Origin of the sequence: Barrientosiimonas endolithica, assembly GCF_030296655.1 — a bacterium.
Lineage (GTDB): Bacteria > Actinomycetota > Actinomycetes > Actinomycetales > Dermatophilaceae > Barrientosiimonas > Barrientosiimonas humi.
Map to the genome: position 1 here is coordinate 2,397,881 of NZ_AP027735.1, position 25,088 is coordinate 2,422,968.

The window sequence follows — 25,088 nt, forward strand, 5'->3', positions numbered from 1 at the left end:
GCGAGACCCTGGGCGCCAGGGTGGCGTCATGCGGTCTCGCTCTGCTGCGGCTCGGGACGCGAGGACTCGTCGACCTCGAGGTGGATCACGCCGTAGCTCCAGCCGCGGCGGCGATAGACGACGGAGGCCCGGTCGGTGTCCACGTCGTGGTAGAGGAAGAAGTCGTGCCCGACGAGCTCCATCTGGCTCAGCGCCTCGTCCAGGCTCATCGGGTGACTCTGGTGCACCTTCTCGCGCAGTCGCACGGGGCAGTCCTCGTCACCCCCGACCTTGGCGGCATCCGGGCGTACGGCCGGCTCACCATCGGCCTGCGCCGGATCCGGCTGGGCGAGCGCGGCGGTGGCCTCGGCCACCGAGAGCGGCGTCTGGCGGCCGCGGTGCACCCGGCGCTTGTCGTGCTGGCGGCGCAGACGCTCCAGCAGCTTGGTCATGGCGAGGTCGAGCGCGGCGTACTCCTCGTCGGCGCTCGCCTCGGCGCGCACCACGGCGCGCCTGGCCCGGCAGGTGATCTCGACCCGCTTGGCGGCCTTGGCCTGCCGGGGGTTGGGTTCGTGGGTCACCACCACGTCGCATCGGATGACCCGTGAGTCGAGCTGGCCGACCTTGGCCAGCTTGTCCTCGATGTGTCGGCGGAATCGATCGGGGACCTCAGCGTGACGTCCCGTGACCGTGATCTCCATGGGCAACCTCCTGGTGCGAACGCATGATTGACGAAAGGGCTGTCCAGGCCCGGTCAGAGTGAGCGGGCGGCACCCTCCAGCGTCGGGAGGAGGGGGTGGTCACCGGGCACCTCCCAAGGCGGAACCGGTTGCGGCTCGACACCTCGGGGACCGCTGCGGGCTGGCAGCAGGTGCTCCATGACGTCACGGTAGTCGACCCGGAGCAGAGCGTCCACGAATCACCCCGACGGGCGTCCGCGACGCACGGTGGAGGCGATCACGGCGGCGTGCACGGAGGCCGCGCCGGCGGCCCGGACGGCGCGCGCGGCCTCGGTCAGCGTGGCTCCGGTCGTGACGATGTCGTCGGCGAGCACGACCGCGCACCCGGTCAGGTCGCGCGTCACCGCGAGCGCCCCGGCCAGGTTGCGCGCCCGCGCGCTCGCGCCGAGACCGGCCTGGTCGCGCACGGCACGCCGCACCCGCAGCGCGCGCCGCGCCACGGGCAACGACTCCCCCGCGAGCGCGTGCCGCACCACCTCCTCCCACGGGTCCCGGCCCCGTTCGCGCCAGGCACGTGCCGACGACGGCGCAGGGATCACGACCACGCGCCGCTCGAGCAGCGCCGCGCGCAGCACCGGGTCGCCCTCGACCGCACCCGCGAGCGACCGCCGCCACAGCCCCGCGAGCAGCGGCAGCAGCGCGAGCCGGCCGTGGTCCTTGTGGGCGACGATCGCCTGGCGCACCGCCCCGTCGTACGCCAGCAGCGTCCACACCGGCGGCAGCCCCGCCGGCGGCGGGCACACCCGAGCCAGGTGCGGCCCGGCCCGCGCCGCGCGGGCGATCTCGGCGCGGCACCCCGGGCACAGGTGCGCCCGCCGCGCCCCGCACCCGACGCAGTCGACCGGCGCGACCAGGTCGGCCAGCTCGCGCAGCACGGGTCGAGTCCAGCGGGCGCGCGCCAGGTGCGCGAGGACGTACGGCGGGCCTGTGGACGGGCGCGGGAGCGGCGGCGGGGGTGTGGACGACGGCGCGCAGGGCGTACGAAGGACTGGCGCGCGCTCGGGCGGCGCGGGTGTGGACGACGGCGTCCGCGGGGCGTACGACGGACTGGCGCTGGCGAGCAACCACCCGGGCGCGCTACGGCGCGGGCGCCACCACGTCGTCGCCCTGGTCGAAGACCTCCCAGCTGCGCCCCTCGCGGGCCAGCACGGTGCCGCGGTCGGTGACGACGAAGACGCGGTCCTGCGGGATCGAGCTGCCCACCACGGCGGTCGCGCCGGGCGCCGGGCCGAGCGGCTGGGCGAGCCCGCTCAGCGGGACCATGATCGGCTCGACCCGCTCCGGGCTGGAGGGCATCCGGCCGAGGACGCCGAGGGTCGTCTCGTCGGCCCAGGTGACCGACGACAGGTCGCTGATCGCCGGGTTGACGACGACGGGCGTGCCGAGGCTGTCGACCTCGCCGCTGCTGTCGCGCACGATGCCCGACAGCAGCAGGCTGGTGCGCCGGGTGGAGCGGTCGCGCACCACCAGCGCCAGCCGCGCGCTCTCCGGCGAGACCGCGAGCGCGACCACGTCGCGCTGCCCGAGCCAGGGCGCGGTCACCGGCTGCGGCTGCGCCTGCTGCACGGGCTGGCGGGTGTCGATCACCCAGATCGTCGGCGGTCCCGTCGTGGGGTTCTCCGCCGCCGGCCGGCCGCCGGACTGACCGGGTCCGGCGGCGGTCAGCGCCTGCCCGGCGACCCACAGGTCGTTCTGCCCGTCGTACGCCGGCCGCACCAGCTGCGTCCCGAACGACGGTCGCGACGTCAGCTTCCCGGCGATCCACCGGCCCAACGTCTTGCGGTCGCCCGCGATCGCCGCGATCTCCCGGCCGCGGGAGTCGCCGGCGAGCTGGTACCACTGCGACGGGATCGTCGGCAGCGGTTCGCGGTCGGTGGGGGTCGGGGCCGGGCGCCGAGAGTCGTTGTCGTTGTTGTTCCACACCAGCTTGGCGTCCTTGCGCACGATCACCGGGCCGCTGGGAGCCGGGACCACGGAGTAGTCGAGGTCCTCGACGGAGGAGTCGGGCCCCATTCCGGGCGCCTCGAGGCGGGCACTGCCCACCATGAGCTGCACCCGGCTCACCCCCGGCGCCTGGCTCAGCGTCTGCAGCATCGCGGCCCACAGCGCCTCGCGATCCAGCGGGCTGGCGCCGAGCGCCTCGCGCGACAGCGTCACCGTCGCCGTGCGGTCGGTGGCCGAGACGGGCACCGCGTTGGGCTGCAGCCGCGTGCCCGCGGGCAGCCGGTTGCGCACGACCCCGGTCAGCCAGGTGGGCGGCGCACCGATGACGGCGCGCGCCAGCGCGGTGGTCATGCCGGCCTCGGGGAACCAGCGGACGTCGGGCAGCAGCACCTTCGGGCCGTTCTGCGAGGCGAAGTAGACCCGCTTCGGCTGATAGAGCCGTTCGAAGTCGGCGACGCTCAGCCACAGCCCGAGGTCGTCGGGCACCGAGGTCACCCGCCAGGCGCCCCCGCCACCTGCGACACCCCGAGCTGCAGGGTGCGGCGCTCCTCGGTGGGCAGCTGCGTCACGTGCCCCTCGGGGTCGACCTGGGCCTCGGCGACGGCCGTCACGACGACGCGGCCCCCGGCGATGCGGCGGGCGCTGAGGTTGCTGCTGCTCAGCAGCAGGATGCCCTGGTCGGGGCTCCACCCGTCCAGCGCGGTGCCGGCGAGGTACTGCCGCGCCGTCGCGAACCCCTCCGGCACCCCGTTGTGTGCCCGGATGAACCCGGCCGCGATCTCCTCCGGCCCGGCGTCGACACCCGGCGGCTCGGGCTCGACGACGATCGCCGGACGCTGGTCGGCGTTGTCGACGGTCAGGCGCGGCTCGACCTCGCTGTCGCGCGGCAGGCCCGTGCACCCGGTGAGCAGCAGGAGCACCGCGGTGAGCGCGGCCAGGAGCGCACCGCCGGGACGGCCGAGGGGCGTACGTCCGCGGCCACTCCCCCAGGCCCGGCGGCCTCGGGAAGGCCGAGGGGCGTACGTCCGCGGCGGCTCATCGCAGACGCACCTCCTCGGGGATCACGATCGGGCCGGTCGCGTCGCCGTCAGGGACCAGCCGCACCGGGGAGCGCTTGATCGGCTCGCCCTTGGTGCGCGGCAGCGTGAGCCGGAAGCAGGAACCCTCGCCCAGCTCGCCCCAGGCCTGCAGCCACCCGTCGTGCAGCCGGGCGTCCTCGAGCGCGATCGACAGCCCGAGGCCGGTGCCGCCGGTGGTGCGCGCCCGCGCGGGGTCGGCCCGCCAGAACCGGCTGAACACCATCGACGCGTCGCCCGGCTTCATGCCGACGCCGTGGTCGCGCACCGCGACGGCGACGGCGGTGGCGCCGGCCGCGACGGTGATCTCGACGGGTTTGCCCTCGCTGTGCTCGATGGCGTTGGTGACGAGGTTGCGCACGATGCGCTCGACGCGGCGCTGGTCCATCTCGGCCGTGGCCGGGCGCGGGGCGTCGACCGTGATGGAGGTGCCGGCGCGCTCGGCGAGCGTCGCCGAGGCGTCGACGACCCGGCCGACGATGTCGCGCAGGTCGACCTGGGTGAGCTCGAGGTTGGCGGCGCCGGCGTCGAACCGGCTGATCTCGAGCAGGTCGGTGAGCAGCGACTCGAAGCGGTCGAGCTCCTTGTGCAGCAGCTCGGCGGACCGGGCGGCCGGGGCGGTGAAGTCGTCGCGGCTGGCGTGCAGCAGGTCGGCGGCCATCCGGATCGTGGTGAGCGGGGTGCGCAGCTCGTGCGACACGTCGGAGGTGAACCGCTGCTGCACGACCGACAGGTCCTCGAGCTGGCGGATCTGCTGCTGCAGGTTGCCGGCCATGCCGTTGAACGAGGTCGCCAGGCGGGCCAGGTCGTCCTCGCCCTGCACCCGCATGCGCTCGTTGAGCGCACCCGCCGACAGCCGCTCCGCGACGTGCCGCGCCTGCCGGACGGGGCTCACGACCATCCGGGTCACCATGTACGCCAGGCCACCGAGGATCGCGACCAGCGCCACGCCACCCAGGAAGAACGAGCGCCGCACGATGTCGAGCGTCTCCAGCTCCTGGTCCATCGGGTAGATCAGATAGAGGTCGTACGCCCCCGAGTTGGGGATGCTGACCCGCGAGCCGATGAGCACGGCCGGCACCTGGCGCCCGTCGACGTCGATCGTGATGATCTTCGACTGCTGGTGGGTCGGGTCGGCGCGCAGCGCCTCCCGGATGTCCTGCGGCACGACGCTGGTGGAGGTGCTCTCGCTGGCGACCGGCGGCACCGACTGGGTCGTGTTGTCGAGCGCCCGGATGAGCACCGCCCGCCGCGACAGGTCGTCGGCCGACGAGACGTCGCTGACGCTGTCCTCGGCGGCCTGGCCGAGCGTGCTCGCGTCGGTCTTCTCGACCTCGGCGAGGATGCGCTGGGCGTCGCCGCGACGGGCCGCGGCGTCCTGCTCGGAGGTGCGCAGCTTGGCGCTGACCAGCCCGTCGGCGACCCGTTGGTACATGAACGAGCCGAGCGCGAACGTCAGCAGCATGCCGAGCAGCATGGTGATCGTCATGACGCGCAGGTGCAGCGAGCGACGCCAGGGGCGCAGCAACGAGCGCAGGGCGCGACGGACGTACCAGCCCGTGCGCATCCGGGTCAGGCGCAGCCGGTCGCCGAGGGTGGGGTCGGGCAGCGGCGGTGACGCGGGCCGAGAGCCGACCGGGGCGCCGGCCGCGGCGCCCTCGTCGGTCTCAGCGGTGGACATGGGCTAGCGCGACCCCGCCTTGTAGCCGACCCCGCGCACGGTCAGGACGATCTCGGGGTGCTCGGGGTCGCGCTCGATCTTGGAGCGCAGCCGCTGCACGTGCACGTTGACCAGGCGGGTGTCGCCGGCGTGGCGGTATCCCCAGACCTGCTCCAGCAGCACCTCGCGGGTGAAGACCTGCCACGGCTTGCGGGCGAGCGCGACGAGCAGGTCGAACTCCAGCGGCGTGAGCGAGATCGGCCGCCCCTCGCGGGTGACGCTGTGGCCGGCGACGTCGATCGACAGGTCGCCGATGGTCAGCTTCTCGGGCTCGGGCTCGTCGCCGCGGCGCAGCCGGGCGCGCACCCGCGCCACGAGCTCCTGCGGCTTGAACGGCTTCGTGACGTAGTCGTCGGCGCCGGACTCCAGCCCCAGCACCACGTCGACGGTGTCGGTGCGGGCGGTCAGCATGATGATCGGGGTCAGTGCCTCGGCCCGGATGCGACGGCACACCTCGACCCCGTCGATGCCCGGCAGCATCACGTCGAGCAGCACCACGTCGGGCTTGCTGTCGCGGAAGGCCTGCACCGCGAGCGAGCCGTCGGCGACGTGGGTGACCTCCAGCCCCTCGTTGTGCAGGATGATGCCCAGCATCTCCGCGAGGGCGGGGTCGTCGTCGACGACGAGTACGCGACCGTTCACGTGGCGTTCCTTCCCAGACTGTCCGTGAGCCGTTGCCCGGATATCTTCACACGCGCCGCTGGGGATCCCCGGCACCAGCAGGCCGTGCCGTGAGTGTGCACGAGTGGCCCATGCCGTACGCACCCGGTGGGCGCATCGCGCACTCTCACCAAGAACCACGGGGAGACCCGACCCGTACGCCGGCGGCCGGCGGCGGAGCCGACGACCAGCACGGGAAGAGCCCGGCCAAGGACGAAGTCCGGGCCGGGCTCTTCCGAGCTGCGAGGAGGCGCAGCAGAGGATTCAGTACCGGTAGTGCTCGGGCTTGTACGGGCCCGCCACGTCGACACCGATGTAGTCGGCCTGCTCCTTGGTCAGCTCGGTGAGGCGTACGCCCAGCGCGTCCAGGTGCAGCCGGGCCACCTTCTCGTCGAGGTGCTTGGGCAGGACGTAGACCTGCTTGTCGTACTCGCCCGGCTTGGTGAACAGCTCGATCTGGGCGATCGTCTGGTTCGCGAACGAGTTGGACATGACGAACGACGGGTGGCCGGTGGCGTTGCCCAGGTTCATCAGGCGGCCCTCGGAGAGCACGATGATCGAGTGCTCGGGGCGGTCGCCGCTGGCCGGGAAGGTCCACTCGTGCACCTGCGGCTTGATCTCGGTCTTCTTGACGCCCTCGATCTTGGCCAGGCCGGCCATGTCGATCTCGTTGTCGAAGTGGCCGATGTTGGCGACGATCGCCTTGTCCTTCATCTGCACCATGTGCTCGGCGGTGATGACGTCGAAGTTGCCGGTGGTGGTGACGAAGATGTCGCCCTCGGCGAGCACGTCCTCCAGCCGGGCGACGCGGTAGCCCTCCATTGCGGCCTGCAGCGCGCAGATCGGGTCGATCTCGGTGACGACGACGCGGGCGCCCTGGCCGGCGAGCGACTGGGCGCAGCCCTTGCCGACGTCGCCGTAGCCGCACACCACGGCGACCTTGCCGCCGATGAGCACGTCGGTGGCGCGGTTGAGGCCGTCGATGAGGCTGTGGCGGCAGCCGTACTTGTTGTCGAACTTGGACTTGGTGACCGAGTCGTTGACGTTGATCGCCGGGAAGAGCAGGTCACCGGTCTTGGCCAGCTCGTAGAGCCGGTGCACGCCGGTGGTGGTCTCCTCGGTGACGCCCTTGATGCCGGCGCCGATCTTGGTCCACTTCTGCGGGTCGTCGGCCATGGTGCGGCGGACGAGCTCCTTGAAGACGGCGAACTCCTCGGAGTCCTCGTCGGTGGTGGGCGGCACCTGGCCGGCCTGCTCCCACTCCATGCCCTTGTGCACGAGCATGGTGGCGTCGCCGCCGTCGTCGAGGATCATGTTCGGCCCGTCGCCGCCGGGCCAGGTGAGGATCTGGTTGGTGCAGTCCCAGTACTCCTCGAGCGTCTCGCCCTTCCAGGCGAACACCGGGACGCCCTGCGGGTCCTCGGGGGTGCCGTCGGGGCCGACGACCGCGGCGGCCGCGGCCTCGTCCTGGGTGGAGTAGATGTTGCACGAGGCCCAGCGCACCTCGGCGCCCAGCGCGGTGAGGGTCTCGATGAGCACCGCGGTCTGCACGGTCATGTGCAGCGAGCCGGCGATCTTGGCGCCCTTGAGCGGCTGGCTCTCGGAGAACTCCTCGCGGATGGACATCAGGCCCGGCATCTCGTGCTCGGCCAGGCGCAGCTGGTGCCGGCCCGCCTCGGCGAGCGACAGGTCGCGGACCTTGTGGTCGAAGGACATGTGAAAAGAACTCCTCGTGTTCCGGGTCCCCGGCGCGCCCTTCTGGGCCATCCGCGGGTTATCACCCACGCCGGCGCCCTCCAGGTTAGCGAGTTCGTACGTCCGCGCCGACTCCGCGGTCACGCTCACCCTGCGTGGGGTGGTGGAGGTGGTGGACTAGCGGCGAGAGTGATCGGCATCGCAGCCCGACCCGAGGAGAGCCATGAGCGAGCAGGACCCGCAGCAGCCCACGTCGGAGACGCAGGCGCCCGAGCAGGAGCCGCCGGCGACGCCCGAGCAGGACGCGCGGAACGAGGAGGCGCGCGAGACGCAGGACGCGCCGCGCGACGACGTGCCCCAGCAGCCGGTGACCGACCGCGAGCCCACCCGCCAGGAGCGCGCCGGCGACATGGACGAGGAGCTCAAGGTCGACGTCGACCGCGACAAGATGGCCGAGTGGGACAAGGTGCGCGACGAGTACTCCACCGACTCCGGTCAGGAGCCCGCGCGACCGATCTTCAGCGACGAGGGCACCCCGCGGCGCGACGAGCGTGACGATGACGAGGGCGACGGCGACGCCGGCCCGACCGCGGGCGAGCGGCAGTCCTCCGGCGCCGACCGCGCGGCCGACGAGGAGGCCCAGTCCGACGCCGGCGACGCGCCGACCGAGACCGCGCCGGGCACGGGCGGCGACGACGCCCGCTGAGGCAGCGGCGCCTCAGCCGCGGTGGTACGCCGGAGCCAGCCCCCGGCGTACGTCACCGCGGTAGCGGCGCTCGCGCAGCTCGGCGACGTAGAGGTCGTGCTCGGGGGCGCCCAGCCGGCGCGAGACCTCGAGCTCGGCCTCGACGTCGTAGGGCACCCGCACGAACTGGATGCCGAACGGCGCGGGGTCGGGGCTGTCGAGCACGCCCTCGAGGACGACGTACAGCGGGACGCCGTCGTCGAGCGGGTTGCCCACGCTGCCGGTGTTGAACAGCGTCTTGCCGAGGTCGACCTCGAGGAAGCTGTCGTGGGTGTCGCCGTAGCCCACGACGTCGGGCTCGGGGCCCGCGCCGGTGGCCTCGGTGGCGGCGAACATGCCGAGGAACTCCTCGCCGTCGTGGTCGAAGCGCACCCGGCGGTGCACCGAGCCGGCCGAGGCGTGGAAGAGCCGGACGCGCCGGCCGCTCATCGTGAAGTCGTGGCAGAACGGCAGCCCGCGCAACCACTCCCCTGCCCCGGCGCGAGCTGGTCGAGCCACCAGCGCAGCGACGGGTCGGCCGGGTCGCCCCACATCTGCGGCGCCGGGAGGAAGTCGTCCCAGTTGCCGAGCAGGTTGACCTCGCAGACCTCCTGGCAGCGCTGCACCACCTCGCGGCCGCGCGGACCCTTCCCGACGTAGTCGCCCAGGTTGAAGATCCTGGTCAGCCCGCGCGCCTCGATGTCGGCGAGCACCGCCTCCAGCGCCGTCAGGTTGCCGTGGACGTCGGAGATCAGCGCGACGCGGTCGAGCGGCACGCTCAGTGCGCCCCGGCCTCGGCCTTGGCCCCCGCTTGGGGATGAAGTGCATGATCGTCACGATGATCGCGCCGACGATGACGCCGAGGATCGCCGAGCCGATGGTGTTGACGATCCAGCCGAGGATGCCGCCGATCCCGCCCACGCCCTCGGCGGCGACCTGCACGTGGTGCACGAGGTCGTACGGCAGGGTGAAGCCGAGCTCGTCGAAGCCGACCAGCAGGATGTGCCCGCCGACCCAGATCATGGCGGCGACACCGACGACCGACAGGGTGGTGAGCAGCTTCGGCATGGCGGCGACGAGGCCGGCGCCGAAGCGCTGCTGCAGCCGGGAGGACTTCTGGCTCATGCTCAGGCCGATGTCGTCCATCTTCACGATGAACCCGACGACGCCGTAGACCAGCGCGGTGATCGCGATCGCGACGATGACCAGGGTGATCGCGCGGCGCACGAACGGCTCGTTCGCGATGGTGTTGAGCGAGATGACCATGATCTCGGCCGACAGGATGAAGTCGGTGCGCACGGCGCGCGCGACGATGGTGTCCTCGTCGGTCTCGGCCGCCTCGGACTCCTTGGCCTCCTGGTGGCCGGCGATCCGCTCCCAGATCTTCTCGACGCCCTCGTAGCACAGGTAGGCACCGCCGAGCATGAGCAGCGGCGTGAGCAGCCACGGCAGGAACTGGCTGAGCAGCAGCGCCACCGGCGTGATGATCAGCAGCTTGTTGCGCAGCGAGCCCTTGGCGATCCGCTTGATGATCGGGAGCTCGCGCTCGGCCGCGAGGCCCTGGACGTAGCGCGGCGTGACGGCGGTGTCGTCGACGATGACGCCGGCGGCCTTGGCGCTGGCGCGGCCCGCGGCGGCGCCCACGTCGTCGATCGAGGCCGCGGCCGCCTTGGCGAGCACGGCGACGTCGTCGAGCAGCGCGAACAGTCCCCGGCCATCAGCGCACCACCGGGCGGGCCGGGCGGGTGCTGGACGGGAGGGAGGACGAGAGGTCGGTCAGTGCCACGGCGCTCAGCCTAGCCAGCCGAGGGCGTACGCCGCGCGCACCGACCGCGCGTGCGTCCGGTCCGCGCGGGGCGGGTGTGGTCGGGTCGGGCGGGGCCGGGCCGGGGGCGCGCGCTCGGGTCAGACCGGGTGCTGCGGCAGGTCGAGCCCGAGCAGCGCGTTCTCCAGCACCTCGGCCATGGCCGGGTGGATCCAGTACTGCCCGCGCGCCATGTCGGCCGCCCTGAGCCCGAAGGTCAGCGCCTGGATCGCCGGCTGGATCACGGTGGTCGCGTCGGGGCCCATGATGTGCGCGCCGAGCAGCAGCCCGGAGCGCTGGTCGGCGACCAGCTTCACGAAGCTCGTGGTGTCCTCCATCGCCCAGCCGTAGGCGGTGTCGCCGTACATCTGGGTCTTGGTGGTCACCGCGAAACCCTGGTCTCGCGCCTGCTGCTCGGTGAGCCCGACCGTCGCGATCTGCGGGTGGCTGAACACGCCGGACGGGACGAAACGGTGGTCGAACGGGCGCAGGTCGTCGGGGTGGGTGAGGTTGTACGCCACTCGCCGCGCCTCGTGGTTGGCGACGTGCTTGAGCTGGAAGTCGCTGCTGACGTCGCCGAGCGCCCAGACGCCCTCGGCGGTGGTGCGGCCGTAGGCGTCGACCCGGACCCGACCGTCGTCGGTGGTCGCGACCCCGGCGGCCTCGAGGCCGAGGCCGAGGGTCGACGGCTCGCGGCCGGTCGCGACGAGCAGCAGGTCGGCCTCGACCTCGGTGCCGTCGTCGAGCCCGAGCCGCACCTGCGTCGCGTCGCCGCTCGCCTGCACGACGTGGCGGCCGAGCCGCACGTCCCACTGCTTGACCGCCAGCTCGGTGAAGGCCGTGGCGATCTCGTCGTCGAGGTGGCGCAGCATGCGGTCGCCGCGCGCGACGATCGTGACCTCGACGCCGAGGAGGAGAAGACGTGGGCGAACTCCGAGGCGATGAAGCCCGCGCCGACGATCGCCATCCGCCGCGGCAGCCGGTCGATGCGCATGATCGTGTCGCTGGTGTGGAACGGCACGCCCGACCGCAGGATCACGTCGGGCGCCACCGCGTGCGAGCCGGTGGCGATGACCACCTGGGTGCCGGTGATCGTCTCGGCGCCGCCGGGGAGGTCGACCGAGACCTCCCGCGGCCCGGTGAAGGTGCCCCGGCCGAGGTAGGCCGTGGTGTTCGGCCCGTTGACGCGGTAGTCCTTGCCCGCGTCGGAGATCGGGTCGATGCGGCCGAAGATCCGGTCGCGGATGTCGCGCCAGCGCACGTCGTCGAGCGTGGAGTCGACGCCGTAGCGGTCGGAGTCACGCACCGTCGTCGCGACCTCGGCGGCGTAGACGAACATCTTGGTCGGGATGCATCCGACGTTGAGGCAGGTGCCGCCGAAGATGCCGTCCTCGACGATCGCCACCTTCTTGCCGTCGAAGGCGGGGGTCACCAACGAGTTGCCCGAGCCGCTGCCGATGATGACCAGGTCGTAGTGCGTCACGCCCTTCAGGGTAGAGACCGAGCGGGCGTGGTGATGCGCGCGGTGACCTCGTGTCCCAGATACTGCTTTGCGTGATCAGGGAGGATCGCCATGACACTGCCGCAGGAAGAGTTCATCGCTCGTGCGTCCGAGGTCTTGGGTGCTGACGACCGCGTCAGAGGGCTGTGGCTGACCGGGTCTCTCGGCGACGGCACGGCTGATGAGTTCAGTGACGTGGACTCGCTTGTCGTCGTTGAGGATTCGTCGTACGACGACGTGCTGGCCGAGTGGGACGACCTGGCTCGCGAGGTCGCGCCGTTCGTTCTGGTCAAGCAGCTGTTCCCGGGCGCGCCGATCTTCAACCACATCACGCCGGAGTGGCTGCGCTGGGACGTCGTGCTGGTCAGGCCGCAAGATGCGGCGGAGCGATTCGAGCTCGGTGCGGTGCGCGAGCTGTTCGATCGCGACGGGATGACCGTGCCCGATCCAGAGCCGGCCGGGCCGGCCGACCAGCGCGCAGCGCGCGGGATCGTCGAGGAGTTCATCCGGGTGCAGGGCCTGCTGCCCGTGGTGCTGGGTCGCGGTGAGCTGGTGACGGCTGCGTCCGGTGCCGGTCTCACTCGGCAGCACCTCACGTCGTTGCTGCGGTTGCGCGCCGAGGGCTCGCGGCCCAGCGGCGCCCTGCACCTGTCCCGGGTGCTGCCCGCAGAGCTGATCGCCGAGCTGGCGGCCCTGCCGCCGGTCAGCGCTGATCGGGACAGCGTGGTGGCGCTGCACCGGCGCACCTGGGAGCTGTTCATGCCGGTCGCGCGCGAGCTGCTGGGTCAGGACTTCCCGGACGCGCTCGCGACGGCCTGCGCGAACCGGCTGTCGTCCTGCCTCGCGGAGCCCTGGCCGGCCTGATCACCCCCACCGGCCACGTACTGGGGCCGAGCCGGCTCAGGCGCGCTCGCGGGCCACCTGGGCGCCGGCGCGCTGGAGCTCGGCGACCACCCGGCGGACCACCGCGCGCTCGGCGCGGTCGCGCCGGGACATGGCGACCACGAGGCGGGCCGAGTCGATGTCGCGCAGCTGCAGCAGACGTACGTCGGCGCGGGGGCGGGTGGTGAAGCGCGGCAGCAGCGCGATGCCCTCGCCGGCCACCACCAGCGCCTCGACGACCCGGTTGTCGCGCACCTCGTGGCGCACGTCGGCGCGCTCGCCGGTCACCCGTTCGATGGTGTCGACCAGGGTGCGGAAGGGATAGCCGCGGGGTGGGGCGATCCACGGCTCGCGGATCACCTCGGCGGGCCGCAGCGTGCGCCGACGGGACCAGCGGTGCCCGGCCCCGACGACGACGTCGAGCGGCTCGCGCACGACGGGCTGGACGGACAGCCCCTGCCGACGCGGCGGCCGGGCGCGCATGGTGTGCCCGACGACGACGTCGTAGTCGGTCGCCAGCTGCGCGAAGTCCTCCTCGGAGACGTCGACGTCGTCGAGCTCGATGTCGATGGGCTCGTCGGCCAGGGCGGCGAGCACGAGCGGCACGAGGTACTCGGCGGCGCTGGGCAGGGCGGCCAGGCGGACCCGACCGGCGACCGCGCCACGGAACTCGTCGAGCCGGGCCTGCGCCCGTTCGAGGGCGGTCTCGACGTCGGAGGCGGCATCGGCGAGCAGCAGCGCCTCGTCCGTGAGCCGCACCCCGCGACCGTGCGGCCGCACCAGCGCCACCCCCAGGTCGCGCTCCGCCGAGCGCAGCTGCTGCGAGACCGCCGACGCGGTGCGGAAGCCCGCCTCGGCGACGGCCGCCACGCTCCCCCGGTCACGCAGCTCGCGCAGCAGGACGAGGTGCCGATGCTCCATGCAGACAGCCTAAAGAGTCGGTGCAGAAATGCTCAGTAGACCTGGACGGTGGCGAGCCGCACCATCGACGTATGCCCCTCCGTCACCGCCTCCTCGCCGCGCTGGTCGCCGCTCTGTGGGGCGTCAACTTCCTGGCGATCCACGCCTCGCTCGAGCAGTTCCCGCCGTTCCTGCTCGTGGCGATGCGCTGGACCCTCATCGCGATCCCGACGCTGCTGCTGGTGCCCCGCCCCGAGGTGCCGCTGCGCTACCTGCTCGGTTACGGCCTCGGGTTCGGGGTGCTGCAGTTCACGTTCCTCTACTGGGCGATGGACAGCGGCATGCCGACCGGGCTGGCGTCGCTCGTGCTGCAGAGCTCCGCACCGTTCACCGTGCTGCTCGGCGTGCTGGTGACGCGCGAGAAGCTCACCGGCGCAAGGGCGTTCGGCGTCGCGGTCGCCGTGGTCGGCCTGGCGATCGTGGGCTCCCAGCGCGCGGGCGGGGCCACCTGGTGGCCGTTCGTGCTCACCCTCCTCGGAGGCCTGGGCTGGGCCCTGGGCAACATCGCGAGCCGGCAGGCCAAGCCGCCCAAACCGCTGCACCTCACGCTGTGGATGTCGGTGATCCCGCCGATCCCGATGCTCGCGCTGTCGCTCGCGGTCGAGGGCCCCGACCGGATCGTCGACGCGTTCGCGACCTCCGGCGACGCGTGGGGCGCGTGGGTGGGGCTGGCGTACACCGTGGTGCTGGGCACCGTCGTGGGCAGCGGCATCTGGACCTGGCTCATGGCGCGTCACCCGGCCAGCACGGTCGCACCGTTCTCGATGCTCGTGCCGGTCGTTGGCATCAGCGCCGCCTGGCTGGCGCTCGGCGAGCGCCCGAACGCGGTCGAGCTGGCGGGCAGCGTGGTCGTCGTGGCCGGGGTGCTGCTCACCTCGGGCACCCGCCGCCGGATCAGTGGTGTCCGTCGGCGAGGTCGAGGTCGCGCGGGGTCAGCAGCCACACCGCCGCCGCCGCAACCAGCATCAGCAGGCCACCCAGCAGTCCGACCTTCGTGAACGCGTCGGTGAAGGCGGTGCGCGCCAGGTCGGCGACCGCCTGACCCGCCGGCCCGAGCTGCTGGGCGACGGTGAGCGCGCCGCCGATGGAGTCCTGCACCGCCGGCAGGGCAGCATCGGGCAGGCCGGCCTCGCGCAGCTGGGCCACGGGCAGGTCACCGCGGTAGACACCCGCCGCGGCACTGCCGAGCGTGGCCACGCCCAGCGCGGCACCGACCTCGTAGCTGACCTCCTCGATCGCCGCGGCGTTGCCCGCGCGGTCTGCCGGCGCGCTGCCCATGATGAGCGCCGAGGCGATGGCCAGCGATCCCGTGGAGATCCCGACCAGCGCGAAAGCGACTGCGGCCCAAGGGATCTCGAGCGGTTGCGGCGCCCAGAAGAGCAGGCTGAACCCGAGGCCGCCGACGGCGAGACCGCCGGCCAGCACCGGACGTACGCCCACGCGCGCCGCGAGGCCCGGCGCCAGCGGCGCCGCCACCGCCCCGCCGATCGCGGCAGGCAGCAGCGCCACGCCGCCGCGGATCGGCGAGAGACCCTCGACCAGCTGCAGCCACTGGGCCCCGAGCAGCATGGCGCCGGCCATCGCGAACGAGGTCAGCAGCGCGGCCAGGACGCCGGCCGTGAACGGGCGACGGGTGAACAGGCGCACGTCGAGTACGGGCTCGGGCCGACGCAGGCACCGGCGCACGAACCAGGTGAGCGCGACGACGGCGACCACGGCGGCGGCGACCGAGGGCACGGTGAGGCCCTCCTTGCTGAGGTGCTTGATCGCGTAGACCAGGGCGACCAGACCGACGCCGGCGCCGGCCGCGGCGGGCGCGTCGAGCGGGGCGGGACGGTCGGCGCGGCTCTCGGGCAGCAGGATCCAGGCGGCGACGATCGCGACGAGCATCACCGGGACGTTGACCAGGAACGCCGCGTGCCAGGAGAAGTTCTCCAGCAGCAGACCGCCGACGATCGGGCCGAGCCCGCCACCCACACCGGCGGTCGCGCCCCACAGGCCGAGCGCGGTGGCCCGCTCGCGCGGGTCGGGGAACAGCGTGCGGATGCTCGCGAGGGTCGACGGCATGATCATCGCGCCACCGACGCCGAGCAGCGCGCGCACCGCGACGACCGCCCACGGGGTGCTCGCCACGAGCACCAGCAGCGACGCCGCAGCGAACACCGCGTACCCGGTGAGCAGCATGCGCCGCCGCCCCCAGCGGTCGCCCAGCGCCGCGACGGTGACGAGCAGGCCGGCGATCACCAGCGAGTAGGAGTCGACGATCCACAGCAGCTGGGTCGAGCTGGGGCGCAGGTCGGCGGCCAGCGCGGGCACGGCGACGTTGAGGATCGTCATGTCCATGACGACCACGAGCAGGCTGCCCGCCAGCACGGCGAGGCCCGCCCAGCGGCGCGGGTCCGCCTGGGGCTGCGGACGTACGTCCTGGGTCTGGTGACTGGTCACGGTGCGGACCTTCCTTCGACGAAGCTGGTGAGGACGAGGGACTCGACGGCGCGGAGGCCGACCTGGCCGCGGCGGGTGGCGTCGCGCGCGGCGACGAGCAGGCCGAAGATCCACGAGCTGAGCCAGGCGACGGGCACGTCGCGGCGCAGCAGCCCGAGCTCCTGCGCCCGGGCCAGCAGCGCCTGCTCGCGCCCCTCGAGCTCCTCCCCTGCTCGACGAGCCCGGGGGCGTCCTCGAAGAACGGGTCGGTGAGGGTGAAGCCGAACAGCTCGACCGAGCGCACGTAGCTGCGCACGAGGGCCTCGACCGCCGCGCGCACGACCGCTGGGTCCTCGCTCGTCGCCGCCTCGTCGGCCCGCGCCTCGGTCAGCGAGTCGTCCCACAGCCGCAGGCTGTGCTCGCCGAGCTGCTGCATGAGGTCGTCGCGGTTCTCGACGTGCCGGTGCAGCGTGGCGCGGCTGATGCCGGCCTCGCGCGCGATGTCGGCGAGCGTGGCGCGCGGACGGGCGTTGAGCGTACGGCCGGCCGACTCGATCAGCTGCTCCCTGCTGAGCATCGGGTCCTCCTGGTGCGGGCGCGGCGGTCGGCGCACCGGGCGCCGACCGTGAGACATAAATGTCTCACATGAGACATCGCAGTGTCACATCGGGCGGCCGCAGTCGTCTCTCCACGCGGTCCACGCGCTCCCCGCCCGCCGTCCGGCGGCTGCGAGCATGGCGGCATGAGCCGACCGCGCGGTCCCGTCCGCTACCTCTCCCAGGTCTCGCCGCACTGGGGCGTGCGCGCGGTGGGCCTCGTCGCGTGCCTGGCGCTGCTCGGCGTCGTGGCGTCGCTGGTCCTGAACCCCGACGGCGTCCCGTTCGCCGTCTTAGGCCTGATCGGCGTGCTCGCGCTCCTCGGCGCCGCAGCGGGACTGTGCCTGGCCCTGGTCAAGGTGACGCTCGAGGTGACCGAGTGGCAGGTGCACGTCGCCTACCCGCCGTTCACCCGGGTGCTCAACGCGGAGTTCATCACCGGCGCCCGGCCCGGCGACCGCGACGACGGCGTGGGGTTCGGCTACGGCATCCGGTGGGAGGGCCGGGGGAAGATCGCCCTGCGGGTCGGCGGGCCGGCCGTCCTGATCGAGCACTCCCGCCCGCCCGGCAGCACCGTGGTGAGCGTGGACGACCCGGAGCGGGCGGTGGCCGCGATCAGGCAGGCCGTCGAGGCAGCAGCTCGGCCATCACCTCGAGCGCGTCGACGACCTCGGCATGCGACGTCGACAGCGGCGCGAGGCCCAGCCGGATCCCGTCGGGCGAGCGGAAGTCGGGGATGACTCCGGCGTCCCACAGCTCGCGGGTGACCTGCTCGAAGCCGGGGCCGGCGATCGTGACGTGCCCGCCGCGGCGCTCGGGGTCGCGCGGTGAGGCGACGCGCACGCCCCACTCGCCCGGCCAAGAGTCGACCACCTCGATCGCGAGCGAGGTCAGCGCCACCGACTTGCGGCGCACGGCCTCGATGCCGGCGCGCGACAGCTGCTCGACGCCGAGCCGCACCGGGAGCATCCCGACGATCGGCGGCGTGCCCGAGACGAAGCCCCGGATGCCGGCAGCGGGCTCGTAGCCCGGGCCCATCGTGAACGGGTCCTTGCGGCCCATCCAGCCCTGGATCGGTTGACGAGCCTTGTCCTGCAACGACTTCCGGACGTAGGCGAACGCGGGCGCGCCCGGGCCGCCGTTGAGGTACTTGTACGTGCAGCCGACCGCGAGGTCGACCTCCCACGCGTCGAGCTGCACCGGCACCGAGCCGGCCGAGTGGCACAGGTCCCACAGCACGAGCGCGCCCGCGTCGTGGGCGATGCGGGTGATCTCGGGCGCGTCGGCGAGCCAGCCGGAGCGGTAGGCGACGTGGCTGAGCACGACGAGCGCGGTGCGCTCCCCCACAACCTGCTGCACCTGGTCGGGTGTGATGCCCGCCTCGGGATCGGTCTCGACCCAGCGCAGCCTCATGCCCAGCTCGCGCGAGATGCCTTCCAGCACATAGCGATCCGTCGGGAAGTTGTCCGTGTCGAGCACGATCTCGTCGCGCCCCGGCCGGGCGCCGATGCCCGCCCGCGCCAGCTTGTAGAGCAGCACGGTCGTGGAGTCGGCGACGACGGTCTGACCGGGCGCGGCCCCCAGGGCGGCCGCCGCGATCTCGTCGCCGACGCGCTCCGGCCACGTCATCCACGGGTCGTCGCCGTCGGTCCACGAGCGGATCAGCTCGCTCCCCAGGAGCCCTCGACCAGGTCGGTGAGCGCCGGGGCCGTGCGGCGCAGCGGACGGCCCAGGGAGTTGCCGTCCAGATAGGCCCGCAGCCGACCCGGCCGTGGCTCGACGAACTCCGACCGGAACCCCGCCAGGTCGTCGCTGCCGTCGAGCTCCGTTGCCCGAGAGCGGAACTCGCTCATCCGATCACTCTCCTTGCGCGATGCGGCCGCGGACGGCGTACAGCTCGGGGAAGAAGGTGAGCTCCAGCGCCTTGCGCAGGAACGGCACCCCGCTGCTGCCGCCCGTGCCGGGTGCGGAGCCGATGATCCGCTCGACCGTCTTCAGGTGCCGGAAGCGCCACAGCTGGAAGTTGTCCTCGAGGTCGACGAGCTCCTCGCAGGTCTCGTAGACGTCCCAGTGCTGGTGCGGGTCGGCGTAGACCAGCCGGAACACCTCGACCAGGGCGTCGCTGCGCACCCACGGCTGCGACCAGTCGCGCTCGAGCAGCTCGCCCGGCACGTCGAACCCGCGCCGGGCCAGCAGCGCGACGAACGCGTCGTAGAGCGACGGCTCGTGCAGCAGCGTGCGCAGCATCTCCTGCGCCTGCGGGTCGTGGTCGAAGACGGGGACCATCGCGGCGTTCTTGTTGCCGAGCAGGAACTCGACCGCGCGGTACTGATAGCTCTGGAAGCCCGACGAGGACGCGAGAAAGCTTCGGAACTGGGCGTATTCGCTCGGCGTGAGGGTCGCGAGCACCGACCACTGCTCGGTGAGGGTGGACTGGATGTGCTTGACCCGGGCGAGCTGCTTCAGCGCCGCCCCCAGCTCGTCGGCCTGCAGGTTGGCCCGGGCCGCGCGCAGCTCGTGCAGCACGAGCTTGAGCCACAGCTCGCTGGTCTGGTGCTGGATGATGAACAGCAGCTCGTCGTGCTGCGGCGGCTGCGCCAGCGGGTGCTGGGCGCTCAGCAGCTGGTCCAGCCCGAGGTAGTCGCCGTAGGACATCGCCTGCCGGAAGTCACGACGTACGCCGTCCTCCAGCGGTCGTTCGCTGGTCACCTGTCGCTCAACCCCGTTCGGTGCGGTCGCGCAGGTCGGCGACGTGCGGCGAGATCGACGGATCCAGCCCCAGTCCGAGCGCGAGATACGTTGCGGCATAGTCGGATCCGGCCATCAGCTCGGCGAGTCGGGCGACCGGGTGCCCGTCAGTGGCCACCTGCTCGACGACCTTCACGCCGGCCTCGCGGGCGGTCTCGACGAGGGCGTCGGCGAGGGCCTCGGCCTGCGCGCGCTCGGGCGTCGGCTCGGCCGGGCTGGCGTCGCGCAGCATGAGCAGCCCGAGCGTCGGCTGAGCGGGGGCGTCGAGGAACGGGTCGGCGAAGATGTCGCCGTTCATCGCGCCCTGACCGCCCCCAGCGGTGAACGGCCCGTCGAAGCAGGCGACCACCTGCGAGGCCGCGTCGGGCAGCTCGCCCCAGGTCGCCGGCATCCGCGCGGTGCGCGCGAGCATCGTGCCGGCCCGCTGCGCCGCGACCCCCGACAGCGGGTTGTCGCCGAGGGTCATCGGCACCGTCTCGGCCAGGGTCAGCGCCGCGAGCTTCGCGGGGTTGACGAAGCTCTCGGACGAGGGGCGGCAGGTCTCGGCCACCTCGTCGAGCCGGTCGGCGACGGTCGCGAGGGCGGCCGCGTCGGCGTCGAGGAGACCGAGCTGGTCGGCGGCCAGGAGCACCGGCGTGAGCAGGGTCCACAACGACGTACGGCTCGAGGTGCGGTCGCGACCCACGCCGATGTGCACGCCGCGCGCCTGGCGCGTGACGCCGGCCAGCGGGGAGTCGTCGGCGCCGACGGTGAGCAGCGCGCAGCCGCGGCGGGCGGCCTCCGCGGCGAGGGCCACCGGGCCGGGCGCGCGGCCCGACAGCGACACGGCGACGACCAGGTCGAGCGGCCCGACCCAGCCGGGCAGCGGCAGGTCGCGGCGGGCGGTCACCGGCACGGGCGAGCCCGGCTCGGCGAGCAGGTCGAGCACGTCGCCCACGACGGCCGAACCGCCCAGGGCGCCGACGAGCACCGAACGCGGCCGCTCGCCGTACGACACCCGCTCGACACCGGCCTCCTCGGCCAGGGTCAGTGCCTCGCGCACCTGGGCGCCGGCCGTGGCCAGCGCGCGCAGGGTGTCCCGCGAGTCGCGGGCGCTCAGCAGGTCGACGTCGTCGAGGGCGGCCTCTTCGATGAACGGCATGGCGTGCCCCTCAGGCGGCGAACGTGCGAGCTTCCTCGGCGAGCAGCACCGGGATGCCGTCGTCGACCCGATAGGCGCGCCGCTGCCCCTCGCCGGCGCAGGTGCCGGTGCAGTGCAGCTCGGGCGCCCCGCCCGGACCGGTGCCGTCGACCAGCTCGTAGTGGCAGACGGGGCAGCGCAGGATCTCGCGCAGCCAGGGCTCGATGGTGCTCATGCGTCCTCCTCGGTCGGCGCGTCGGCGCGCACTCGCTGCAGCGCCGCGTCACGCACCCGCTCCATGGTCGCAGCGTCGGCGGCCTCGACGTTGAGCCGCAGCAGCGGCTCGGTGTTGCTGGCCCGCAGGTTGAGCCACCACATCGGCTCGCCGTGGTGCACCAGGGTCAGCCCGTCGAGGGTGTCCTCGGACACCGGCCCCTGCTCCAGCGCCCAGGCGCGCACCCGCTCGACCGCGGCCGGCACGTCGTCGACGCGCGAGTTGATCTCGCCGGACGCGGTGTAGCGGGCGTAGCTCGCCATCAGCTGCGACAGCGGCTCGTCGGACTCCCCCAGCGCGGCCAGCACGTGCATCGCGGCGAGCATCCCGGTGTCGGCGAACCAGAAGTCGCGGAAGTAGTAGTGCGCGGAGTGCTCACCGCCGAAAACCGCGTCGGCAGAAGCCATCTCGGCCTTGATGTACGAGTGCCCCACCCGGGTGCGCACGGCACGCGCCCCGTGCTCGGCGATGATCTCGGGCACCGCCTGGGACGAGATGAGGTTGTGCACCACCGCGACGTCGGCGGGGTCGGCGCCGTCGGCGACCGCGCGGTCGATCTCGCGGGTCGCGACCAGCGCGGTGATGGCCGACGGGCTCACCGGTTCGCCGCGCTCGTCGACGACGAAGCAGCGGTCGGCGTCGCCGTCGAAGGCCAGCCCGATGTCGGCGCCGTGCTCGAGCACCGCGGCCTGCAGGTCGCGCAGGTTCTCCGGCTCCAACGGGTTGGCCTCGTGGTTGGGGAAGGTGCCGTCGAGCTCGAAGTAGAGCGGGATCACGGTCAGCGGCAGGTCGGCGAGCACCGCCGGGACGGTGTGCCCGGCCATGCCGTTGCCGGCGTCGACGACGACGGTGAGCGGGCGCGTGTCGGACAGGTCGACCAGGCCGCGCAGGAACTGGGCGTAGTCGGCGAGCAGGTCGCGCTCGACGATCTGGCCGGACGCGGGCTGCTGCAGCTCGTGCGCGGAGCCCCGGTCGAGGAGCCACTGGGCGAGGTCGCGCACCTCGGCGAGACCGGTGTCGAGGCTGACCGGGCGGGCGCCGGCGCGGCACAGCTTGATCCCGTTGTACTGCGCGGGGTTGTGCGAGGCGGTGAACATCGCGCCGGGCACGTCGAGCGCGCCGCTGGCGTAGTAGAGCCCGTCGGTGGAGCAGAGCCCGATGAGCGTCACGTCGACCCCCTGCGCGGCGGCACCGCCGGCGAAGGCCGCGGACAGCTCGGGCGAGCTGGGGCGCATGTCGTGACCGACGACGAGACCGGTGGCGCCCTCAGGACGCACGATCACCTGCGCGAACGCCGAGCCGAGGGCGTACGCCACGGCCGTGCTCAGCTGCTCGGGGACCAGCCCCCGCACGTCGTAGGCCTTGACGAAGTCCTGCAGGCGGGGCGGCGGGGTCACAGGACGCGACCTTACCTCCCGGGGGTCAGCCCTCGGGCAGGAGTCGCAGGTGCCGGCGACGGGTGCCGAGCAGCTCGGGGTCGGGCTGCGCCGGCGCGGGTCGCGGGGCCTGGCGCGGCGCCTGCTGGGCCGCCGCGGCCGCCTGCTGCTGCGGCTCGGGGCGGGCGGCCGCGCGCACCGCCTCGGCCAGCGCCACGAGGTCGTCGGGGGTCGGCTCGGGCTCGGTGAGGTCGATGTCGAGGCGCACGACGTCCCAGCCACGCGGGGCGGTGAGGCGGGTGGTGTGGTCGGCGCACAGGTCGTACGTGTGTGGCTCGGCCAGCGTCGCGAGCGGCCCGAGCACGGCGGTCTGGTCTGCGTAGACGTACGTCAGCGTGGCCACCGCCGGACGGGCGCAGGCGGCGCGCGAGCAGGTGCGGGAGCGGGGCCGGGTCGTCACGTCGAAGGACTCTAGGTCAGCGCACCGACACCGCTCGCGGGGCGCGCCGAGCGACCCCCGACGGATTCCCCGAACCGGGGCGCCGCCGGGCCGCGCCGCCTGTGCCGCCCGCCCCACCGCCCGTGAGAGTGCGCGAGTGGCCCCTTCCGGCGCGCTCGGGTGGGCGTGTCGCGCACTCTCAGCGGCGGGGTCGGCTCCCGGCGAACCGCTCCGGCCGCGGCCGCGCTCCCCTAGCCTCGGGGTGACGGCGGAGGAGGGGCGGATGGCGCTCGTACGGTTCAAGGATCTGTGCATCGACGTGCGCGACGTGGAGTCGGCGGCCGACTTCTGGGGCGCGGCGCTGAGCCTGGAGCAGAACGACCCGCTCGAGGTGCACCCCGGCGTGGGCATGCTGCGCGGCGCCACCCCGCAGCAGACCGTGTGGCTCAACGCGGTGCCCGAGCCGAAGACGGTCAAGAACCGGGTGCACCTCGACCTGCGCGCGCCCTCGCTCGACCTCGACGTCTTCGCCGGCCTCGCCCGGGTGACCGAGCCGGGCGACCTGCCCTGGACCGTGCTGCGCTCCCCGAGGGCGACGAGTTCTGCGTGTTCGTCGACGAGTCGGTGGCCGCGCCCCGGCTGAAGGACCTGGAGGTCGACGCGGTCGACCACGCCCGGATCGGCCGGTGGTGGGCCGAGCTGCTCGGCGGCGAGGCGGTGCGCGACGAGACGCCGCACGGGACGTACACCTTCGTGACCGGCGTGCCGGACGCGCCGTTCGAGGACCTCGACTTCGCGCCGGTGCCCGAGCCCAAGCTGGTGAAGAACCGGCTGCACTGGGACGTCACGCTCGAGCCCGGCGTCGAGGTCGCCGACCTCGTCGACCGCGGGGCGCACCTGCTGCGCAGCCCCGACGGCACGATCAGCTGGTCGGTGCTGACCGACCCCGAGGGCAACGAGTTCTGCGTCTTCGCCACGCCCGAACGCTGACCCGGCGAGCGGCGCCCACGCCTCCGGGGGCGCCGCACCCGAGGCGGCTAGGGTCGAATCGTGGTCCCCTCACCCGACAGCCCGCCCCGCGGCACCGTCGTACGCCATCGCGGCCGACGCGCGCGGCACGGCCGTGGTCCGCGCGGACCCATCGCCTGGCCGCGCGTGCCCGCGATGGTCACCCGCCGCGACGCGTTTGACGAGCTGGTGCTCGACGCCCTGGAGCGCGTGGAGAGCCGCCTCGGCCGAAGCCTCGACCCGCTCGAGGTCGCCGTGGAGGACATCCCGCCGAGCGACCCGGCCTCGTGGGAGGAGGCGGTCCCGCTGGGCCGGCTGTTCCCCGCCGACGGGCGCACTCCCCCGCGCGTCGTGGTCTACCGCCGGCCCGTCGCCAGCCGCGTCGACCGCGAGTCCGAGCTGGCGATGCTGGTCGAGGCGGTCGTCGTCGAGCAGGTCGCCAGCCTGCTCGGGATGTCGCCCGAGGACCTCGAGGGCGACCGATGACCCAGCCGACCGACGCCCCGACCTTCGTCGAGGGGTTGCCCGGGGTTGGCCGCACCCCCGTGCTGGTCACCGGCGGCACCGGCACCCTGGGCAGCGCGGTCGTGGAGGAGCTCGTCCGCTCGCAGGTGCCCGCGCGGGTGCTCACCCGCACGCCCGACCCCGCGCGGCCAGAGCAGGTCGGCGGCGACCTCGCCACCGGTGCCGGCCTCGCCGAGGCGGCCGACGGCGTACAGGCCGTGATCCACTGCGCCACCGACCCGCTGTACGCCCGCGAGGTCGACGTCGAGGGGACCCGGCGGCTCACCGAGACGCTCGCCGAGGTGGCTCCCGAGGCGCACCTGCTGCACGTGTCGATCGTCGGCGCGCACGCGAACCCGCTGCGCTACTACCGCGCCAAGGTCGCCGCCGAGAGCATCGTCACCGCGAGCGGTCTCCCCGTCACGATCCTGCGCGCGACGCAGTTCCACCACCTCGTCGAGCAGCTCACGCACGCCTCGATCGGACCCCTGAGCCTCGGCATCAAGGGGTTGCGGTTCGCGAGCATCGACCCGGTCTACGTCGCCGTGCGCGCCGTCGACCTGGCGCTGTCGCCGCCGCGCGCCGAGCCGCTCGACGTCGCCGGACCGGAGATCCTGAGCGGGCGCGACCTGGCGATCCTCAGCGCCCGCATCCGCGGCCGGTCCAACCCGCGCCTGCTGCCGGTCCCCGCGGTCGGCTCGGTGCTGTCGGCGTTCGCCCGCGGCTCGAACCTGCCCGGCCCGCAGGCCGAGCGCGGCGGCACGACGTACGGCGAGTGGCTGGCGGCCCGGGAAAGCGCCACGGGCGTTCACGGCTGAGCGCCCGCGCAGCCAGGCCGCACACCCCGCAACAACCCCCGATATCGGCCGCTGTGACGGTGCCGGAACGCCAGACCCGCGCAACAACCCCCGATA

Annotated in this window: 24 protein-coding genes and 3 pseudogenes; 8 read left to right on the forward strand and 19 right to left on the reverse strand. The window is 73.4% G+C overall.

Features of this window, described 5'->3' with window-relative positions; all coding sequences use genetic code 11:
• Nucleotides 1-26: 26 nt before the first annotated feature.
• The 7 genes from hpf to ahcY form a co-directional block, all read right to left on the reverse strand.
• Nucleotides 27-680, reverse strand: coding sequence for a ribosome hibernation-promoting factor, HPF/YfiA family (gene hpf, locus QUE40_RS12130; RefSeq protein WP_289231121.1), 654 nt, complete (start codon nt 678-680; stop codon nt 27-29).
• Between the two features lie 218 nt (nt 681-898).
• Complete coding sequence (locus tag QUE40_RS12135; protein ID WP_142005866.1) at nt 899-1,594, reverse strand: ComF family protein; 696 nt, start codon at nt 1,592-1,594, stop codon at nt 899-901.
• 202 nt (nt 1,595-1,796) lie between these two features.
• Complete coding sequence (locus QUE40_RS12140) at nt 1,797-3,149, reverse strand: GerMN domain-containing protein (protein WP_289231122.1); 1,353 nt, start codon at nt 3,147-3,149, stop codon at nt 1,797-1,799.
• A 5-nt stretch (nt 3,150-3,154) separates the two neighbouring features.
• A complete protein-coding gene (locus QUE40_RS12145) occupies nt 3,155-3,583 on the reverse strand; it encodes an LpqB family beta-propeller domain-containing protein (RefSeq protein ID WP_289231123.1) in 429 nt (142 codons plus the stop codon).
• 115 nt (nt 3,584-3,698) lie between these two features.
• The gene (gene mtrB, locus QUE40_RS12150; RefSeq protein WP_236022364.1) at nt 3,699-5,420 is read right to left on the reverse strand and encodes an MtrAB system histidine kinase MtrB; all 1,722 of its coding nucleotides are present in this window, start codon (nt 5,418-5,420) and stop codon (nt 3,699-3,701) included.
• Nucleotides 5,421-5,423: 3 nt separating this feature from the next.
• Complete coding sequence (mtrA, locus tag QUE40_RS12155) at nt 5,424-6,101, reverse strand: MtrAB system response regulator MtrA (RefSeq protein ID WP_142005868.1); 678 nt, start codon at nt 6,099-6,101, stop codon at nt 5,424-5,426.
• A gap of 282 nt (nt 6,102-6,383) precedes the next feature.
• On the reverse strand, nt 6,384-7,835 hold the full coding sequence (ahcY, locus tag QUE40_RS12160; protein ID WP_142005869.1) for an adenosylhomocysteinase: 1,452 nt from the start codon (nt 7,833-7,835) through the stop codon (nt 6,384-6,386).
• Nucleotides 7,836-8,037: 202 nt separating this feature from the next.
• Here ahcY and QUE40_RS12165 point away from each other — a divergent pair, with 202 nt between their 5' ends.
• A complete protein-coding gene (locus QUE40_RS12165) occupies nt 8,038-8,520 on the forward strand; it encodes a hypothetical protein (protein ID WP_289231124.1) in 483 nt (160 codons plus the stop codon).
• Nucleotides 8,521-9,345: 825 nt separating this feature from the next.
• On the opposite strand, the pseudogene QUE40_RS12175 reads toward QUE40_RS12165, so the two are convergent.
• The 3 genes and pseudogenes from QUE40_RS12175 to QUE40_RS19720 form a co-directional block, all read right to left on the reverse strand.
• Nucleotides 9,346-10,245 (reverse strand): annotated as a pseudogene (locus tag QUE40_RS12175) (DUF808 domain-containing protein); the annotation flags it as partial.
• A gap of 198 nt (nt 10,246-10,443) precedes the next feature.
• Nucleotides 10,444-10,863: an oxidoreductase dimerization domain-containing protein gene (locus QUE40_RS19715; RefSeq protein ID WP_433997085.1), complete on the reverse strand. Its 420-nt coding sequence runs from the start codon at nt 10,861-10,863 to the stop codon at nt 10,444-10,446.
• 66 nt (nt 10,864-10,929) lie between these two features.
• Nucleotides 10,930-11,825: pseudogene (locus QUE40_RS19720) on the reverse strand (FAD-dependent oxidoreductase); the annotation flags it as partial.
• A 90-nt stretch (nt 11,826-11,915) separates the two neighbouring features.
• Between QUE40_RS19720 and QUE40_RS12185 the strand changes: the two are divergent.
• Entirely contained in the window at nt 11,916-12,707 is a 792-nt protein-coding gene (locus QUE40_RS12185) for a nucleotidyltransferase domain-containing protein (RefSeq protein ID WP_289231125.1), read from the forward strand.
• Between the two features lie 36 nt (nt 12,708-12,743).
• On the opposite strand, the gene QUE40_RS12190 is transcribed toward QUE40_RS12185, so the two are convergent.
• Nucleotides 12,744-13,646 carry a LysR family transcriptional regulator gene (locus QUE40_RS12190; RefSeq protein WP_289231126.1) on the reverse strand — a complete coding sequence of 301 codons (903 nt, stop codon included), beginning with the start codon at nt 13,644-13,646 and terminating at the stop codon, nt 12,744-12,746.
• A 71-nt stretch (nt 13,647-13,717) separates the two neighbouring features.
• On the opposite strand from QUE40_RS12190, the gene QUE40_RS12195 reads away from it, so the two are divergent.
• Nucleotides 13,718-14,683 (forward strand): EamA family transporter, encoded by a 966-nt coding sequence (locus QUE40_RS12195; protein WP_289231127.1) that lies wholly within the window; start codon nt 13,718-13,720, stop codon nt 14,681-14,683.
• On the opposite strand, the gene QUE40_RS12200 is transcribed toward QUE40_RS12195, so the two are convergent.
• Together QUE40_RS12200 and QUE40_RS12205 are read right to left on the reverse strand one after the other, a co-directional pair.
• Nucleotides 14,580-16,130 carry an MFS transporter gene (locus QUE40_RS12200; RefSeq protein WP_289231128.1) on the reverse strand — a complete coding sequence of 517 codons (1,551 nt, stop codon included), beginning with the start codon at nt 16,128-16,130 and terminating at the stop codon, nt 14,580-14,582. The genes QUE40_RS12195 and QUE40_RS12200 overlap by 104 nt on opposite strands.
• Nucleotides 16,127-16,267: a hypothetical protein gene (locus QUE40_RS12205; protein WP_289231129.1), complete on the reverse strand. Its 141-nt coding sequence runs from the start codon at nt 16,265-16,267 to the stop codon at nt 16,127-16,129. Before QUE40_RS12205 ends, QUE40_RS12200 begins: the two co-directional genes overlap by 4 nt.
• A gap of 257 nt (nt 16,268-16,524) precedes the next feature.
• Here QUE40_RS12205 and QUE40_RS12210 point away from each other — a divergent pair, with 257 nt between their 5' ends.
• Nucleotides 16,525-16,758 carry a hypothetical protein gene (locus QUE40_RS12210; protein ID WP_289231130.1) on the forward strand — a complete coding sequence of 78 codons (234 nt, stop codon included), beginning with the start codon at nt 16,525-16,527 and terminating at the stop codon, nt 16,756-16,758.
• A 562-nt stretch (nt 16,759-17,320) separates the two neighbouring features.
• Here QUE40_RS12210 and QUE40_RS12215 read toward each other — a convergent pair.
• The 6 genes and pseudogenes from QUE40_RS12215 to QUE40_RS12240 all read right to left on the reverse strand — a co-directional run bounded on the left by QUE40_RS12215 (nt 17,321) and on the right by QUE40_RS12240 (nt 22,683).
• Nucleotides 17,321-18,558, reverse strand: a pseudogene (locus tag QUE40_RS12215) (kynureninase).
• Nucleotides 18,559-18,562: 4 nt separating this feature from the next.
• On the reverse strand, nt 18,563-19,360 hold the full coding sequence (kynA, locus tag QUE40_RS12220; RefSeq protein WP_433997086.1) for a tryptophan 2,3-dioxygenase: 798 nt from the start codon (nt 19,358-19,360) through the stop codon (nt 18,563-18,565).
• Nucleotides 19,361-19,421: 61 nt separating this feature from the next.
• Nucleotides 19,422-20,594, reverse strand: a complete 1,173-nt coding sequence (locus tag QUE40_RS12225; RefSeq protein ID WP_289231132.1) for an SIS domain-containing protein — start codon at nt 20,592-20,594, stop codon at nt 19,422-19,424.
• Between the two features lie 10 nt (nt 20,595-20,604).
• Entirely contained in the window at nt 20,605-20,808 is a 204-nt protein-coding gene (locus tag QUE40_RS12230) for a Trm112 family protein (protein ID WP_289231133.1), read from the reverse strand.
• Nucleotides 20,805-22,244 (reverse strand): phosphomannomutase/phosphoglucomutase, encoded by a 1,440-nt coding sequence (locus QUE40_RS12235; RefSeq protein ID WP_289231134.1) that lies wholly within the window; start codon nt 22,242-22,244, stop codon nt 20,805-20,807. Before QUE40_RS12235 ends, QUE40_RS12230 begins: the two co-directional genes overlap by 4 nt.
• Nucleotides 22,245-22,269: 25 nt before the next feature.
• Nucleotides 22,270-22,683: a DUF3499 domain-containing protein gene (locus QUE40_RS12240; protein WP_289231135.1), complete on the reverse strand. Its 414-nt coding sequence runs from the start codon at nt 22,681-22,683 to the stop codon at nt 22,270-22,272.
• 262 nt (nt 22,684-22,945) lie between these two features.
• Between QUE40_RS12240 and QUE40_RS12245 the strand changes: the two genes are divergently transcribed.
• Genes QUE40_RS12245 through QUE40_RS12260 form a run of 4 tightly spaced genes read left to right on the forward strand, consistent with a single transcriptional unit; the run spans nt 22,946 to nt 24,992 of the window.
• Nucleotides 22,946-23,305: a VOC family protein gene (locus QUE40_RS12245; protein ID WP_289231136.1), complete on the forward strand. Its 360-nt coding sequence runs from the start codon at nt 22,946-22,948 to the stop codon at nt 23,303-23,305.
• Complete coding sequence (locus QUE40_RS12250) at nt 23,269-23,652, forward strand: VOC family protein (protein ID WP_289231137.1); 384 nt, start codon at nt 23,269-23,271, stop codon at nt 23,650-23,652. The genes QUE40_RS12245 and QUE40_RS12250 overlap by 37 nt, the downstream gene beginning before the upstream one ends.
• A 60-nt stretch (nt 23,653-23,712) precedes the next feature.
• On the forward strand, nt 23,713-24,156 hold the full coding sequence (locus tag QUE40_RS12255) for a metallopeptidase family protein (RefSeq protein WP_236022365.1): 444 nt from the start codon (nt 23,713-23,715) through the stop codon (nt 24,154-24,156).
• A complete protein-coding gene (locus QUE40_RS12260; RefSeq protein ID WP_289231138.1) occupies nt 24,153-24,992 on the forward strand; it encodes an SDR family oxidoreductase in 840 nt (279 codons plus the stop codon). The genes QUE40_RS12255 and QUE40_RS12260 overlap by 4 nt, the downstream gene beginning before the upstream one ends.
• Nucleotides 24,993-25,088 lie beyond the last annotated feature (96 nt).

Excerpts from the sequence above, each read along its gene's own strand:
- hpf (WP_289231121.1), bottom strand. The coding sequence starts at position 680 with ATGGAGATCACGGTCACGGGACGTCACGCTGAGGTCCCCGATCGATTC.
- mtrB (WP_236022364.1), bottom strand. The coding sequence starts at position 5,420 with ATGTCCACCGCTGAGACCGACGAGGGCGCCGCGGCCGGCGCCCCGGTC.
- ahcY (WP_142005869.1), bottom strand. The coding sequence starts at position 7,835 with ATGTCCTTCGACCACAAGGTCCGCGACCTGTCGCTCGCCGAGGCGGGC.
- QUE40_RS12165 (WP_289231124.1), top strand. The coding sequence starts at position 8,038 with ATGAGCGAGCAGGACCCGCAGCAGCCCACGTCGGAGACGCAGGCGCCC.
- QUE40_RS12185 (WP_289231125.1), top strand. The coding sequence starts at position 11,916 with ATGACACTGCCGCAGGAAGAGTTCATCGCTCGTGCGTCCGAGGTCTTG.
- QUE40_RS12190 (WP_289231126.1), bottom strand. The coding sequence starts at position 13,646 with ATGGAGCATCGGCACCTCGTCCTGCTGCGCGAGCTGCGTGACCGGGGG.
- QUE40_RS12195 (WP_289231127.1), top strand. The coding sequence starts at position 13,718 with ATGCCCCTCCGTCACCGCCTCCTCGCCGCGCTGGTCGCCGCTCTGTGG.
- kynA (WP_433997086.1), bottom strand. The coding sequence starts at position 19,360 with ATGTCCTACGGCGACTACCTCGGGCTGGACCAGCTGCTGAGCGCCCAG.
- QUE40_RS12225 (WP_289231132.1), bottom strand. The coding sequence starts at position 20,594 with ATGCCGTTCATCGAAGAGGCCGCCCTCGACGACGTCGACCTGCTGAGC.
- QUE40_RS12230 (WP_289231133.1), bottom strand. The coding sequence starts at position 20,808 with ATGAGCACCATCGAGCCCTGGCTGCGCGAGATCCTGCGCTGCCCCGTC.
- QUE40_RS12245 (WP_289231136.1), top strand. The coding sequence starts at position 22,946 with ATGGCGCTCGTACGGTTCAAGGATCTGTGCATCGACGTGCGCGACGTG.
- QUE40_RS12260 (WP_289231138.1), top strand. The coding sequence starts at position 24,153 with ATGACCCAGCCGACCGACGCCCCGACCTTCGTCGAGGGGTTGCCCGGG.